Source organism: Solibacillus sp. FSL K6-1126, from assembly GCF_038003445.1.
Classification (GTDB): Bacteria; Bacillota; Bacilli; order Bacillales_A; family Planococcaceae; genus Solibacillus; species Solibacillus silvestris.
In genome coordinates this window covers 3,957,596-3,973,543 of record NZ_JBBOPD010000001.1, presented here as the reverse complement: position 1 = coordinate 3,973,543, position 15,948 = coordinate 3,957,596, and the positions used below count along the sequence as shown (strand labels likewise).

Sequence of the window (15,948 nt, the reverse complement as noted above, 5' to 3'; positions counted from 1 at the left end):
AAACATACCTGCCCTCTTTTTTAAAAGAATAGATTTAATACTGTATAGATAATTGCTGCCATCACAGCAGAAATAGGCATTGTAATAATCCAAGTTGTGACAATTTTACGAGCCATACCCCAGTTTACGCCTTTTACATTTTGTGCTGAACCAACACCCATAATTGCAGATGAAATAACATGTGTTGTTGATACAGGCAAGTGAATTAATGTCGCACCGAAAATGATGGATGCAGAAGCAATGTCCGCAGCGGCACCGTTTACAGGACGGATTTTCATGATTTTACCGCCAACTGTTTTAATGATTTTATAGCCACCGATCGATGTACCAAGACCCATTGCTAAAGCACAGGCAAAACGTACCCAGCCTTGTACATCATCCGTTGTTTGCCAATTCGCTGCAATCAGTGCCATCGTAATAATACCCATTGCCTTTTGAGCATCGTTTGTCCCGTGGGTAAATGATTGAATGGCTGCAGTGAAAATTTGCATAATACGGAAGCCTTTATTTGTTTTATAAAGATTCATATTCTTAAAAATAAATTTCATTATTGTCATCATTAAATAACCGGCACAAATCGCAATGATTGGTGATGCTAATAAAGCAATAATAATTTTTGTGAATCCGCTATAGTTTAAAACCCCGACTCCAGATGCTGCAATGGCAGCACCTGCAATCGAACCAATCAATGTATGAGAAGAACTTGATGGAATTCCAAAATACCAAGTGACTAAGTTCCAGGTAATCGCCGATAATAGAGCGGCCAAAATAACAACAGAACCGATTAATGGTGCATCAGGTGTAGATAATGCAAACGGGTCAACAATATCTGACGCAATCGCCTTTGCAACACCTACGAATGTAATGGCACCCAAGAAATTCATAAATGCTGCCATGATTACCGCTACTCGAGGAGGTAGCGCACGTGTTGAAACGGATGTTGCAATCGCATTTGCAGTATCATGAAAACCATTAATGAAGTCAAATGCAAGTGCAAAAAAGACTACTAGGACGGTAATGATAAGTAGTGTATTCATTAAAAGGACTCCTCATTTATTACGCATTACGCATAATGATTGTTTCGATTGTATTAGCAACTGTTTGACAGTAGTCGGCAATTTCTTCTAGCTGCTCATAAATATCTTTGAATTTAATTAGACGAATAGGATCTTTTTCGTTTAAAAATAGTTTTTTAATAGAAGAACGTAATACTTCATCACATTCACGCTCATAATCTTTAATTAAAATGGCGTGCTGGCGCATTCCAACAAGATCTTTTTTGTTTAAAAGTTCCATCGCTTTAACGATTTCATCAGTAGATTTGGCGATATATGCTAGGAAATCACGCATTGATTCATCGATTTCTGTTAATGAAAACATTTCGAAATGTGCAATCGTACCTTCTGCGCCATCCAACACATCATCCATACGAATCGCTAATGATAAAATATCTTCACGCTCAATTGGTGTCATAAATGATTTATTAAGCATGACGATTAATTCATGAATTAATTTATCACCCGCTGTTTCGTATTGTTTCATACGAATGCTGATTTCCTTTAAGTCTGCAACCGTTTCAATGCGGAAATCATTTGCATAATGGATACCTTCACGCATATTTTCAGCAATTTTCAATAAGGCTGAGAAAAACGGATCTTGCTTCTTTGAACTAAACATGGAATTGCCTCCTGAATATATATAATTAAAATAATTTTAAAAATTAACCTCAATTATCATAACAAAAACTTAAAAAAATCTATACAAATTTTACTCTAACCTTATCAATCTTTACAATTCTGTAACAAAAGGAAAAGTTGAATAAGTAATCAATTTTAGTCACAAAATAGAAAAAATAAAACAAAGTGAGAAAACTATTTTGCTATAGAAGTAAATCTTGCAGCTCATTTTCTAGAAATGGCTTGGCATTTAAAAAGCGCACAAATTCGTCGTACTTTAACCGCTGCTCACTCGTTGGCTTCTTTCCGGTATGGTAAGCACGTATTAAAATATTCTTTGGTGTATTTTCCATATCGATAAATTCCAGTAATTGAGTATCATAGCCGACAAGTGATAAAAGTTCAGCGCGAATTGAATCGGTAGCTAATGCTGCAAAGCGCTCCTTCACTAAACCATGCTGTGTCATAATTGATAGTGCTGGTACCTGCAGCTGACGGTTCAGCTCATGCTGACAACAAGGAACACTTAAAATAACTTTTGCGCCCCACCTTACTGCACGGGCTAATGCCATATCTGTCGCAACATCACAAGCATGAAGCGTTACGACCATATCTACAGCAGTTTCTTCATTGAAGTCATTAATATCCCCGACTAAAAACTGTAAATCTTCATATTGTAAATCAGCAGCAATCCGATTACATTCTTCGATTACTTCTTTTTTGAGGTCCAGGCCTGTGACATGAATATCAAGACCCTTTTCAATTTTTAAGTAATGATACAAAGCGAATGTTAAATAAGATTTACCTGAACCGAAATCTAAGATGCGAATCGTTCTGTCTTTCGGCAAATGGGCTAATGAATCATCGATAAACTCAACAAAGCGATTGATTTGTTTAAACTTATCGTATTTCTGTTTCTTTATTTTTCCGTCCTCTGTCTGCACCCCTAAGCGGACTAAAAACGGGTGAACACGGGAATCATCCAATAAATACTGTTTTTTTCGATTATGGGATAAGTTCACCTGTTTAACTGTTGTATTTTGATCGGATTTCCAAAGTACCTTATTTTTCTTAGAGAGTTGCACTTGCACTGTCTGCTCCTGAAACTCTGCATGTACTTGACGAAACTGTTCAAAGAGAGCATCAAGCTTTACAGATAAATCTTCAATTGTAATATTTTCATGTTTTAAAATGCGCTCATATTGAAATTCCAGCTGGATCATATAGTCTCCGCGAATCTCTACCGGCTTGAGTTTGACCCGTTTTAGGTCATTAGACTTCTGACGTGGTTGGCTAATTGTTGCCTGAAGTAGTGTTTTATTAGAAATGAGTGCATGAAGCTGCACTTTCATTTGTTCAAATTCCATAAAAACCGCCTTTTCTTTTTCATCAATTACGCCTCGGCGTATTTGCGTCCAGATTTTTTGAGGCCCACAGGATGTGGGTCAGTCAGCCGTTGTCACATGATGTGACGTATTTAGGCTGACTTCATTTTCCTTAAAAAAATCTGTGACATCTGCCGGGGCTTTTCTTCATTCATCACTCACCAGCGAAAGGTGAGTGATGAATGAAGAAAAATAATTGTTCTTATAGTATCATAATGCGCTTATATGCTGTCATTGTACAGGCTTTTGAATTGTATGTTACGATGGGAAAAAACTATAGATGGTAGCAAGGAGGCAAAAATTTGAAAGATGTTGAAGTATTGATTGAACGCGGTGTATTAGTTGGCGTCAATTTACAAAAGGATGAGCATTTCGATTATTCAATGGAAGAATTGGCGAATTTAGCACAAGCCTTAGATGTAGAAGTTGTCGGTATGGTGACGCAAAATCTGGAACGGGTCACACCTTCACATTATGTAGGCACAGGGAAGATTGAAGAAATTAAGGCGTTCTTTGATGAAACAGATGCCAACATTGTTATTTTTAATGATGAGCTCTCACCATCGCAAATCCGTAATTTAGAACGTGATTTACAATGTAAAGTAATTGATCGTACAATGCTGATTTTAGATATTTTCAGTCGCCGTGCAAAAACGCGTGAAGCGCAATTACAAGTAGAGCTCGCTCAATTACAGTATATGCTCCCGCGCCTAGTTGGGCTCCATGCATCATTATCCCGTCAAGGGGGAGGAACAGGCGGCGGCTTTAAAAACCGTGGTGCAGGGGAAACGAAACTTGAACTTGACCGCCGTAAAATTGAAGATCAGATTTCGAAAATCAAGAAAGAGTTAGAAGTAGTTAAAGAGCAGCGTGAAACACAGCGTAAACAACGCCGTAAAAATGCAGTGCCTGTCGTATCAATTGTAGGTTATACAAATGCAGGGAAGTCCACGATTATGAACCAATTACTTGCAAAGGCAGGGCAAGATGATACAAAGCAAGTGTTTGAAAAAGATATGTTGTTCGCAACACTTGAAACTTCGGTCCGCAATATTGACCTGGAAGATAACAAATCCTTTTTACTGACTGATACGGTTGGTTTTGTTAGTAAATTGCCACATCATTTAGTAAAAGCCTTCCGATCAACATTGGAAGAAGCACGAGAATCCGACCTGTTGCTGCATGTTGTCGATGTTTCTAATGAGGAATACCGATTTATGATGGATGTAACGAATGAGACATTAAAAGCAATTGATGTTGAAAATATTCCTACTGTATATGTATACAATAAATCCGATTTGGCTGATGTAGAATATCCGTTAGTTAGCGGAGATAATATTTGGCTTTCTGCGAAGGAAGATGTAGGACTTGAGGAGTTACTTCAGTTAATTCGTCAGCAAATTTTTGCTAATTATATAACGTGTCAAATGCTTATTCCATATAATCAGGGCGGAATTGTTTCCTATTTAAATGAGCAGGCAACCGTTCTGGAAACGGAGTATGAAGAAGAGGGTACATTATTGACGCTTGAACTTAAAGAAGCGGATTATCAAAAGTATGAAATTTATGTTGTTAAGCAATAATATAAACAAAAGACTAAAGTACATTGCAGTCACATTGTACTTTAGTCTTTTTCTATATTAATGAAAATTTATTTTTCTAAGGAAAAGTCAAAATAATTTCATTACTGAATTAATTGATTTATAATACAAAAATCTTGATGTGAAGATCCGTTTTATTTATCTGAAAATATAGAAAAAACATAAAATTATAACATTTTGATTATTTGTTGATTTTAATCAACTATTAGGCTAAAGTGTTCAAGTATATTATTTCAAATGTCAGACAACAGACGACAGAGTTTATTGTCAGAATATTTATTAATCGGGAGGATTTCAAATGTATTCAAAAGAAGAAATCGTGAAGTCCGTTCCTCAAACTGGTTTTGTCGGTCAACCTAAAGGGTTGTTTACACTATTCTTTACAGAGTTTTGGGAACGTTTTTCATATTATGGTATGCGTGCCATTCTACTATTCTACATGTATTACGCAGTTAAAGATGGTGGATTAGGATTAGATCGTACGCAAGCAAACATCATCATGTCGATTTACGGTTCATTAATCTACATGTCAGGTATTATTGGCGGGTGGATCGCTGACCGAATTACTGGTATGCGTAAAGCGATATTCTACGGCGGAATATTAATTATGATTGGTCATATATTATTGGCCTTGCCGCTTGGTGTAACAGCCTTATACTTATCAATGTTCTTTATTATTATTGGTACTGGTTTATTAAAACCAAACGTTTCATCGGTAGTTGGTGACTTGTATGCGGAAAATGATGCACGTCGTGATTCAGGATTCTCTATTTTCTATATGGGTATCAACATGGGTGGCTTCCTGGCACCGTTATTAGTTGGGTTATTCCAAAAGAACTGGGGCTTCCACGCAGGATTCAGTGTTGCTGCGGTAGGTATGTTCATCGGTTTAGTTGTTTACTTAATGTCACAAAAGAGCCTTGGTTTAGCAGGTTCTGTAGCACCAAACCCACTTTCTGATAAAGAGAAGAAAACGACGACTCGTAACTTCACAATCGGTGGTTTAATTATTGTGATTTTAGGTTTCGTAGCTTACCAAACAGGTAACGCAAGCATTGAAAACTTCTCATTGTTAATTACATTCTTAGGTGTAATGATTCCTACGCTATTTATTATTTATATGTATCGTAGTCCAAAAACAAATGCAGACGAAAAATCTCGTCTATTAGCTTATATCCCACTATTTATCTGTGCGGTAATGTTCTGGGCAATTGCTGAACAATCTTCAACAGTTATTGCAACATTCATTGATACACGTACAAATTTAAATTTATGGGGCTTTGAAATTCCAGCTGCATGGTTCCAGTCATTTAACCCGTTATTCATCATTGTTCTAGCGCCAATGTTTGCGATTATGTGGACGAAATTAGCGGATCGCGGACCATCAACTCCGAAGAAATTTGCTTTATCTTTATTCTTTGCAGGTATTTCATTCTTCGTAATGATCGCAGCAATCGTTTTAACTCCGGAAGATACGTTAGTAAATCCACTTTGGGTTGTATTCTCAATCTTCCTGTTAGTATTAGGTGAGCTATTGCTGTCACCGGTTGGTCTATCAGCTACAACGAAATTAGCTCCAGCTGCATTCGCAGGACAAACAATGGCGTTATGGTTCTTAGCTTCAGCTGCTGCACAAGCAATTAACGCACAGTTAGTTCGAGTTTATGGAATGGTATCTGAAACAACTTACTTTGGTGTATTAGGTGGTTTATCGGTGGTATTAGGTGTTATTATCCTCCTAATCTCGCCTATCATCTCTAAAGCAATGCGCGGTATTAAGTAATTATCAAACCTTTATTTGCAGAAATTCTGCGAATAAAGGTTTTTTCTTTTGGTCAATAAGGAATAATAAAAGTTAACTACTTAAAAAGGTAGTATGTGGTATATAATGGGATTGGGATGATACTTATCAAAGCGCTAAGAAATCTTTGAGTAAGGAAGTATCGATTCTTCACATTAACTTCTTTCTGCAGTTGTCAAAAACATTTGCCGAAAGAGACCTGCTTGGGTTAAATTCGCTACATTTGGTCGAAAATAACCGGGTAACCGATATATGTAGAACATTCCCGATGGTTACACATCTTTTTCAGAAATCATGGTAACATAGCATGATTGAGGAGAGAACTAAGTAAAGCAAGGCGTTTTTAAGAATGAAGAAAAGTAACTATAGGGGAGGCAGAATTATGTTAGAATCAGTGATGATTAAAGAGTTAACGACAATTGAACAAATTGAAGAGGCACGTAAGCTAGAGCATGAAATTTGGGCTGTCGGCAGCATTCCAGTACATCAGACAATTGCGACGATTCGCAATGGCGGGATTGTACTCGGTGCATATTTAAATGATGAAATAATTGGTTTTAACTATAGTTGCCCTGGATATATGGATGAGAATATATACTTATATTCCCATATGATTGGTGTGAAACGTAATTATCGTGAGCAAGGCGTTGGAGAACTTCTTAAAAATTACTTAAAGGATATCGCTATAGAGCGCGGTTATAGAACTTGCCGCTGGACATTTGACCCTCTTGAAGCACGCAGCGGATTTTTAAACTTTTCAAAATTGCGTAGTTACAGCGATACTTATATAGAAAATTGCTACGGAGAAATGGAAGATCCGTTCAATCGAGTATTACCTACAGATCGTCTTTGTGTAGAATGGCAACTTGTAGATAATGATTACTTGCGCTGGGATGCGAAAGTGGAAGAATTACTGGATGAAGCAAAGCCGGTAGTAAATTGGGAAGAAAATATGGTAGGCCTTCCGACATTGGATCCGGAGCAAAGATTCAAAAAAGAAGAGTCACTTATCCATGATGCCTATCTGTTACCTATCCCTACGAACTTCCAGAAAATCAAAGTGGAAAGTGTCTCTTTAGCAGAAGATTGGCGCTATAAAACAAGACACATTTTACAGGCAATGTTTGATCAAAATTATAAAATAATTTATTTAAACAAAATAGATGATAATATTAGCCATTACTTACTTGTAAAGCGTTCATTATTTGCTCTTTAGCATCAATTAGTGAATGATTCGGCGGCTGAATATTATTAGGAGCAACAAATATGAAATTAGTAAAAGTAACAATTCATGAACTAGTGATGCGAATGAAAACCCCATTTACGACAGGCTTAGGTACAATGCAAGACAAGCGTTTTTTAGTTATTGAGGCGACAGATGAAAGTGGTGTAGTCGGTTGGGGCGAGGGGGTTGCATTTGAGGAGCCTTCCTATACAGAAGAAACATTTAAAACTTCGCTTCATTTATTGGAGGATTTTTTAATCCCTGCATTGCTTGGGAAAGAATTAAAGCATCCGGATGACGTGTATGAAATATTCCGTCCGATTCGACGTAATAATATGGCGAAAGCGTCCATTGAAGGAGCGGTGTGGGATATTTATGCTCAATTGACGAACCAATCGTTGGCATCGGCTGTTGGAGGAGTCCGGGAAAAAATTGAAGTAGGAATCAGCATCGGTTTACAGCCTACAGATGAACAGCTGATCCAAACGATTCAGCAGTTTTTGGATGAAGGTTATAAACGAATTAAAGTAAAAATTAAGCCAGGCAAAGATATTGAGCTGATCCGAACAATTCGGCAGGCATTCCCGGTAATTCCTTTAATGGCAGATGCAAACTCTGCGTATACATTAGATGACATCGATCGTTTAAAAGAGTTGGATGCATTTAATTTAATGATGATTGAACAGCCATTAGCGCATGATGACCTCATCGATCATGCACTATTGCAAAAACAAATAAAGACACCGGTTTGTTTAGATGAGAGTATTACTTCATTAGAGGACACGAGAAAAGCGGTTCAACTTGGCAGCTGTCGGGTGATAAATATTAAAATTGCGCGAGTTGGCGGTATTAGCGAAGCAAAGCGTATCCATGACTACTGTATGGAACACAATATTCCTGTGTGGTGTGGAGGAATGCTGGAAGCGGGTATCGGCCGCGCACAAAATGTTGCACTGACAAGTCTTGCAAACTTTATAATGCCTGGAGATACTGCTGCTTCTGAACGTTATTGGCATGAAGATATTATTCAACCTGAAGTAACCGTTACAGATGGCTACATTACTGTTCCAAAGTCAAAAGGGCTTGGCTATAATGTGAATCGCGAAGCATTAAATAAGTATAGTGTAAGTAAAAAAACATATCGATTATAAATGTAAGGCCACAATTTTTAATAATTGTGGTCTTTTTTAATTTGAATTTTCTTCCTATTAATAAAGAGAAAGGATGCGTAATTAAAGCGGAGAAACGCTCTAAAAGTACATTTTTCAGTCTATTCTTCTTTTAAAATAACTTATTATAAATTGTCTGTTTGATTTTCATTATTAGCAATTATATAATGATGTAGGGAAAGAGATGATTCTCATTTTCATTTAGAATTTACGTAATATATAGAGGTATAAAATATATAAAGAATAGTGGGAGAATGAAATGAGACTTTGGATGCTCGTAGTAGCGACCATCGTCCTGTCCTTTTTATCATTGTTTATCGGAGCTATCGACATTAAGCCATCTGATTTATTGGATTGGGATTCAGATAAAATGCAAATTTTCTTAATGAGTCGAGTACCGCGATTAATGGCAATTATACTTGCTGGGGCAGGGATGGGTATTTCAGGATTAATTATGCAAAGCTTAAGCCGTAACAAATTCGTATCGCCGACAACGTCTGGTACGCTTGATGCGGCAAAGCTAGGTATTGTTGTATCAATGATATTTTTTACAAGTGTTGGGTATATGGAGAAAATTATATTCAGTTTTACATTTGCACTGATCGGTATGATGGTTTTCATGCGTCTTCTTGAAAGCATTAAATTCAAGGACGTTATTTTTGTACCTCTTATCGGGATTATGTATGGGAATATTATTGGTGCCATTTCAACATTTCTTGCGTATGAGGCGGATGTGCTGCAAAGTGTAGATACATTCTTTCTAGGAAGTTTTACACTTGTTGTATCAGGTCGCTATGAATTGCTTTATGTAGCGGTGCCTGCAATTTTCCTTGCGTATTTATATGCCAATAAGTTTACAGTTGCTGGCATGGGTGAAGATTTCGCCAAAAATCTTGGCTTAAGCTATCGTACCGTATTGAATCTTGGTTTAGTACTAGTAGCGATTATTTCCACTACAGTTGTCTTAACGGTAGGGATTATACCTTTCCTAGGATTAATCGTACCGAACTTGGTTTCATTATATATGGGAGACAATTTACGTAAAACAATTCCGCATACAATCTTCTTAGGTGCAGCATTCCTATTAATGTGTGATATTTTAAGTCGTTTAATTGTATACCCGTTTGAAATTCCCGTAAACACAACGGTTGCGGTAATCGGCAGTGCGATCTTCTTAGTAATGTTATTTAGGGGGAAAGCATATGCGAAAAAATAGTACGAAGTTGATTTTCTTAGCAATTATCGCACTGGTATGTATTGCGTTATTTGCTTTTTACAATATTCAGGGCGGTTTCAGTTATGCCTTTCCAAAGCGATTAGAGCGAATAGCCGCAATGGTAATTACAGGAACGGCGATTGCATATGCGACCGTTACATTTCAGACGGTTACACATAACCGTTTACTGACACCATCTATGATGGGCGTCGATTCGATGTATGAAGTAGTGCAAACGGTTATTTTCTTCTTTGCAGGATCTGCGTCAATCTTTGTAGTAAGTCGTTATTTAAACTTTGGTTTATCAATTTTGGCGATGGTAATTTTCGCACTGATTTTATACCGTTTCTTGTTCAGGGCAGATAAACATCCGATTTTCCTGCTTTTACTTGCCGGAATGATAATCGGAACATTGCTCGGCAGTTTTGTAACGTTTTTACAAGTAATAATTGACCCGGTAGAATATGAAAGCTTACAGACACGTCTGTTCGCTAGTTTCATGAATGTGAAAACAGAGCTGCTATTCATTGCTGTCATTATTTTAGGGGCTTCATTTATCTACGGTTACCGTTTATTGCGAGATTTAGATGTCATGTCACTAGGTCGGGAGAATGCGATAAACTTAGGTGTAAATTATGATAGAATAGTATTGAAAGTATTAATTTTATCTTCAGTTTTAATTGCAACATCTACTGCGCTTGTTGGTCCGATTACATTTTTAGGGTTAATCGTTTCTAACTTGGCATATCAGTTTTTTGCTACGTACAAGCATTCGGTTTTAATAGTGGGTGCGAGTTTAATTAGTATTATTGCACTTGTCGGTGGGCAGTTCTTAGTACTGCATGTATTCCAGTTAAGTACAACGATCAGCGTTATTATTAACTTTGTCGGTGGACTTTACTTTATTTACCTAATACTGAAGGAAAGTAGGAAAGCAGGATGATTGAAATTAAAGGGCTTTCTAAAAGCTTTGGAAAAAAACCGGTTGTTGAGGATGTATCATTAACTATTCAGCCGAAAGCAATTACTTCGTTTATCGGACCGAATGGAGCAGGTAAATCTACATTATTATCAATGGTAAGCCGGTTGCTTGATGCAGATACAGGTGAAGTATTTTTAGATCAAAGTGATGTTAAAAAAATGAAGTCCAATGATTTTGCGAAACGCGTTGCTATTTTACGTCAGTCAAATCATTTAAATGTGCGTTTAACAGTTCGTGAGCTTGTATCATTTGGCCGTTATCCATATTCGAAAGGTCGTTTGACTCCAGAAGATGAGCAGCATATCGACCGTGCAATTGAATATATGACACTTGGTGAAATGGAACATAAGTTTTTGGATGAATTATCAGGTGGTCAAAAGCAACGTGCTTTTATCTCGATGGTAATCGCTCAGGATACAGAATATATTTTACTGGATGAGCCTTTAAACAACTTGGATATGAAGCACTCTGTTCAAATTATGAAAATTTTACGCAAGCTTGTTGATGAGTTAGGCAAAACAGTAGTAATTGTTTTACATGATATTAACTTTGCTTCAGTATATTCAGATCGGATTGTCGCATTGAAAGATGGACGCCTTGTAAAAGATGGTCCAACAAATGAGATTATTAACTCTGAAGCATTACGAGAAGTATATGATATGCATATTCCGGTGCAGGAACAAGATGGCTGTCGTATTTGTGTATATTTTAATTCACATAGTTAAATAAAAATGCGGATAAATGCATAAGCTTTGCTCGCTTATGTATTTATTTTGTAAATTTAATTGAGAATGAATATTAGTTTCAGAATATTCATTGACAACTATAGGCAGTTGATTTACACTAACGTTAGTTAATTGAAAACGATTATCACTCTCGCTTGAGGGTATTTTAGGAGGAAAAGTAACAATGAAAAAGTGGAAATTTTTAACGGCAGCAGCATTAACATTAATGTTAGCAGCTTGTGGTTCAGACGAAGAAACATCTACAAAAGATGAAGCGAACGAACCAGCTAAAACAGAAGAAACAACTTCATCTACGGAAGCCCCTGCTTTCCCAATGACAGTATCTCCATTATCAGCGGGTAGTGAAACAGAAGACGGTAAATCCCTTACTTTTGAAGATGTAACATTTGAAGAAATGCCAAAAAACATCGTAGTATTTGACTATGGTTTCTTAGATACACTTGATGCATTAGGTGTTGAAGGTATCGTTGGTATCGCTGCTAACGGCGGTAAAGGTAACTTCCCTGAGCATTTAAAAGAAAAATATTTAAATGATTCAATTACTGATGTTGGTTCTTTAAAACAGATCGACTTCGAAAAAGTAGCAGCTGCTAACCCGGATGCAATCTTCATCTCAGGTCGTCAAGGTTCTTTCTATGAAGAATTAAAAGAAATTACACCAAACGTAGTATTCATCGGTTCTGATAACTCAAACTATGTTGAAGGTGTATACGAATCAGTTGACTTAGCTGCTGAAATCTTCGGGAAACAAGAAAAAGCTGAAGAGTTAAAAGCTGCATTACAAGAAAAAGTTGACGCTGTAAAAGAAAAAGCAGCTGGCTATGAAAATGCATTAGTAGCAATGTACAACGACAAAAAAATCTCTGGTTTCGACAACGGTGAAGATTCTCGTTTCGCATACGTATACAATGACTTTGGTTTTAAACCATCAACAACTGAGATCAAAGCTTCATCACACGGTTCTGACTTTTCGTATGAGTCAATTCTTTCTGTAGACCCGGAAGTATTATTAATCATCGACCGTACAGCATCTGATGTAGAAACAATCAAAGCTGACATCGAAAACGATATCATCAAACAAACGCGTGCTTACAAAGAAGGCAAAATCGTTTACCTTGATGGCGTAAACTGGTACTTCTCTTCTAACGGAGTAACAACTGAAGCAGAAAAATTAGATGAAATCTTAAACGAATTAAAATAATATAATTAAAGAAGGCATGTCTCTCAAGTAGAGGCGTGCCTTTTTAAAAGAGAGGGGAATTAAAATGTTCGTACAAATTCGCAAATGGATCGTAACAGAAGGCAATTCGCTTAAAATTATCGAGCGATTTAGCAAAAAACCTGGTCAAGGTCCAACGATGCTTGAACAACGTGAAGGATTTATTGGCCGTGAACTGCTTGTAAAAAATGTGCGACGTGGTGAAGAGGAAGTTGTAATGATTATTCGTTGGGAATCGGAGGATGCATGGAAAGCCTGGGAGAAGAGTCCGGAGCATATTGCGGGACACAAAGCGAAAATCAAAGAGCATGGCGGTAAACCACCTAAACCGGATTTCGTTATTTCAATGGAGCACGGAAATTACACAGTTGTAGAATAATGAATGGTTAAGAGGGAATCTACTTTGCAGAGTTTTTTAGCGAAGTGGATTTTTATTTTTTGTATACTACATATAATAATAGTGAAGTAACAGTTCGTATAAGGAAAGTAGGTTATCGTTTGAAAAAGAAAGTTTCAATTTTTGCATTCGTTACATTGCTGGTGTTTATTATTATTGCACTGAATTTTGATACACCAAGCTTCGAGGCATTTGATATGAAAATCCGCCCTTTATTATTTGGTAATAATTTCATTATTTTATTTCATTATTTAGGAGAAATAAAGTTTGTTATAGTTGCAACCGTTATTATCTTGCTGTATTTGGCAATCTTTAAAAAAGATTTTCGCGGTGTGCTCTTTGTGCTTCTTACAGTTGGGGTTGGAAATGGGCTGAATCAGCTTTTAAAGCGTATTTTTTCACGACCACGTCCGGAAATTGAAGATCAGCTAACTTCATTTAGCTTTCCTTCAGGACATGCGCAAATCAGTGTAATGTTCTTTTTAACGCTCGCATATTTGATTTCGAAATGGCTGAAAAATAAAAATTGGAAGTTTGTTACATACAGTGTAATGCTAGTCCTTATTTTTTTCATAGGTTTATCACGTATAGCGGAAGGTCGCCACTATGCAACGGATGTTTTAGCAGGGTGGAGTATCGGGTATACTTGGTTTGTCCTATGCGTATTATGGTATGAGTCAAAAAAGCATAAATAGTAGTATTGGGATTCCTGATGATTAGGAATCCTTTTTTTAGTATTTGGTTTGGTTACCCGCACAAGATGTTTCCCGCTTAAAAAAAGTTGCACATAGGAAACATTGTGCGTATAATATGAGAAAAGATTATAAAGAAGGAGAATTGTATGGATGAGAATGTATTATTAGCGTTAGGCTTAACATTATTTGCAGGGCTTGCTACAGGTATTGGCAGCTTGATCGCATTTTTTACAACACGCACAAATAAAAGGTTTCTTTCAGTTGCATTAGGCTTTTCAGCAGGTGTTATGATTTATGTATCACTTGTAGAGATTTTTGTAAAAGCGAAAGACGCTTTAGTTAACGTTCATGGGGAGACAGTAGGGTATTGGTACACAATCATCGGCTTTTTCGGGGGGATGCTTTTAATTGCCTTAATCGACCGGTTTATTCCAAAGGGTAGAAACCCGCATGAAGTAAAGTCTGTAGAAGATGTACAAAAGGCTCAATTAATCGGAAATGAAGATGTAGAAGCAGACCGGTTAATGAAAATGGGTTTATTTACAGCGTTAGCAATCGCGATTCATAACTTTCCGGAAGGTATTGCGACATTTATGGCGGTATTGCAGGACCCGAATGTCGGAGTAGCGATAGCAATTGCTGTAGCCATTCATAATATTCCCGAAGGTATTGCGGTAGCTATTCCTATCTTTTATGCAACAGGGAAGCGTATGAAGGCATTTAAATGGTCGTTCGCCTCTGGTTTATCAGAGCCGCTCGGTGCGTTTATTGCCTACTTAGTACTAATGCAATTTATGACAGATACATTGTTCGGTATTGTTTTTGCTGGTGTTGCAGGTATTATGGTATTTATTTCGATTGATGAGCTGCTGCCGGCTGCTAAAAAATATGATGAAGCCCATTCTTCAATTTATGGATTAATAGCAGGTATGGCAGTTATGGCGATCAGTTTAGTGATGTTAACTTAATTTCTCCACAAAAAAAACCAGCATCTCCTAGTGGGAACATGCTGGCTTTTTTTCGTGTCGAGGCCAGAAGCTTCGGCGCTATTTATTAAGATGCTGCTGTTACATTTTCAGATGCAACAGTAAATGTTGTATTTGGGTATTCATTTTTTTCAATTTCATCGAGCAATGCGACAGCAAAATCAGCATAACTGATATAACTGTTAAATTGTGAGTTTACTAAAATTTTCTCTTCACCCTTAATATAGTGGCCGGTACGCGGTCCATCCGAATCGAACATTGCCGATGGAATGGCAAAGGACCAGTGGATTGAAGAGCTTTCCAAATCACGCAGATTCTGCAATTGAGCCTTTGCTGCGACAGCAAGGTCTTCCGGATAATCTTCGAGATCCATAAGGCGAACTGTTTTTTCGCGATCAACAAAAAGGCAGCCTGAACTCCCGATGACGAACAACTTTTTCTCTGTTCCTTCTAGTAAGGAAATTAAATGTTCACCAGCATCAACATGTAAATGTTCTTCCCCTGGTAGTGGAGCAAAAGCATTAATTAAGATATCGAAAGGAGCGATTTGTTCCTCTGTTAAATTAAACAGGTCGCTTTCAATGATGTTAATATTTTCTTCTTGAACTGTTGCCCTATTTTTTACAATCGCTGTCACATCAAAGTTTCTCATTATTGCTTCTCTTAAAATATGAGTTCCTGCCTTACCAGCAGCCCCAATAACTGCAATTTTCATAAACATTACCCCTTTCTAACAGTAGATTTATTAATATACCCAAATTTAAGGGAAATTATGCATAAAAGACAAAATTGTATAGAAAAAACAAAAAATGTACGTTATTCGTATATGGAAATAACGTACATTAAATAC

General features: G+C 37.0%; 15 protein-coding genes. 11 read left to right on the top strand and 4 right to left on the bottom strand.

The genetic code is table 11. From position 1 onward, the window contains the following. Positions 1-20: 20 nt before the first annotated feature. The 3 genes from MHH44_RS19790 to MHH44_RS19780 all read right to left on the bottom strand — a co-directional run bounded on the left by MHH44_RS19790 (position 21) and on the right by MHH44_RS19780 (position 3,043). Positions 21-1,037, bottom strand: coding sequence for an inorganic phosphate transporter (locus tag MHH44_RS19790; protein WP_008405850.1), 1,017 nt, complete (start codon positions 1,035-1,037; stop codon positions 21-23). Positions 1,038-1,056: 19 nt separating this feature from the next. Next, positions 1,057-1,677: a DUF47 domain-containing protein gene (locus MHH44_RS19785; RefSeq protein WP_008405849.1), complete on the bottom strand. Its 621-nt coding sequence runs from the start codon at positions 1,675-1,677 to the stop codon at positions 1,057-1,059. Between the two features lie 202 nt (positions 1,678-1,879). Further along, positions 1,880-3,043 (bottom strand): class I SAM-dependent methyltransferase, encoded by a 1,164-nt coding sequence (locus MHH44_RS19780; protein ID WP_065216128.1) that lies wholly within the window; start codon positions 3,041-3,043, stop codon positions 1,880-1,882. A 320-nt stretch (positions 3,044-3,363) separates the two neighbouring features. On the opposite strand from MHH44_RS19780, the gene hflX reads away from it, so the two are divergent. From hflX to zupT, 11 genes are all read left to right on the top strand, one after another. Continuing rightward, positions 3,364-4,644, top strand: a complete 1,281-nt coding sequence (gene hflX / locus MHH44_RS19775; RefSeq protein WP_008405847.1) for a GTPase HflX — start codon at positions 3,364-3,366, stop codon at positions 4,642-4,644. Between the two features lie 316 nt (positions 4,645-4,960). Beyond that, a complete protein-coding gene (locus MHH44_RS19770) occupies positions 4,961-6,445 on the top strand; it encodes a peptide MFS transporter (RefSeq protein WP_008405846.1) in 1,485 nt (494 codons plus the stop codon). 400 nt (positions 6,446-6,845) lie between these two features. Then, the gene (locus tag MHH44_RS19765; RefSeq protein WP_008405845.1) at positions 6,846-7,679 is read left to right on the top strand and encodes a GNAT family N-acetyltransferase; all 834 of its coding nucleotides are present in this window, start codon (positions 6,846-6,848) and stop codon (positions 7,677-7,679) included. Positions 7,680-7,729: 50 nt separating this feature from the next. After that, positions 7,730-8,839 (top strand): o-succinylbenzoate synthase, encoded by a 1,110-nt coding sequence (gene menC / locus MHH44_RS19760; RefSeq protein ID WP_008405844.1) that lies wholly within the window; start codon positions 7,730-7,732, stop codon positions 8,837-8,839. Between the two features lie 277 nt (positions 8,840-9,116). Continuing rightward, positions 9,117-10,073, top strand: coding sequence for an ABC transporter permease (locus MHH44_RS19755; RefSeq protein WP_008405843.1), 957 nt, complete (start codon positions 9,117-9,119; stop codon positions 10,071-10,073). After that, on the top strand, positions 10,060-11,016 hold the full coding sequence (locus MHH44_RS19750) for an iron chelate uptake ABC transporter family permease subunit (protein WP_008405842.1): 957 nt from the start codon (positions 10,060-10,062) through the stop codon (positions 11,014-11,016). The genes MHH44_RS19755 and MHH44_RS19750 overlap by 14 nt, the downstream gene beginning before the upstream one ends. Continuing rightward, positions 11,013-11,780, top strand: coding sequence for an iron ABC transporter ATP-binding protein (locus tag MHH44_RS19745; RefSeq protein WP_008405841.1), 768 nt, complete (start codon positions 11,013-11,015; stop codon positions 11,778-11,780). Before MHH44_RS19750 ends, MHH44_RS19745 begins: the two co-directional genes overlap by 4 nt. A gap of 184 nt (positions 11,781-11,964) precedes the next feature. Continuing rightward, positions 11,965-13,002 (top strand): siderophore ABC transporter substrate-binding protein, encoded by a 1,038-nt coding sequence (locus MHH44_RS19740; protein WP_008405840.1) that lies wholly within the window; start codon positions 11,965-11,967, stop codon positions 13,000-13,002. Between the two features lie 64 nt (positions 13,003-13,066). Then, positions 13,067-13,399, top strand: coding sequence for an antibiotic biosynthesis monooxygenase family protein (locus tag MHH44_RS19735; RefSeq protein ID WP_008405838.1), 333 nt, complete (start codon positions 13,067-13,069; stop codon positions 13,397-13,399). Positions 13,400-13,518: 119 nt separating this feature from the next. Next, entirely contained in the window at positions 13,519-14,112 is a 594-nt protein-coding gene (locus tag MHH44_RS19730) for a phosphatase PAP2 family protein (protein ID WP_340799403.1), read from the top strand. 146 nt (positions 14,113-14,258) lie between these two features. Further along, complete coding sequence (gene zupT / locus MHH44_RS19725; RefSeq protein WP_014822515.1) at positions 14,259-15,080, top strand: zinc transporter ZupT; 822 nt, start codon at positions 14,259-14,261, stop codon at positions 15,078-15,080. Positions 15,081-15,165: 85 nt separating this feature from the next. Here the strand turns inward: zupT and MHH44_RS19720 are convergent, their stop codons facing one another. Beyond that, complete coding sequence (locus MHH44_RS19720; RefSeq protein WP_008405832.1) at positions 15,166-15,813, bottom strand: NAD(P)-dependent oxidoreductase; 648 nt, start codon at positions 15,811-15,813, stop codon at positions 15,166-15,168. Positions 15,814-15,948: the final 135 nt, after the last annotated feature.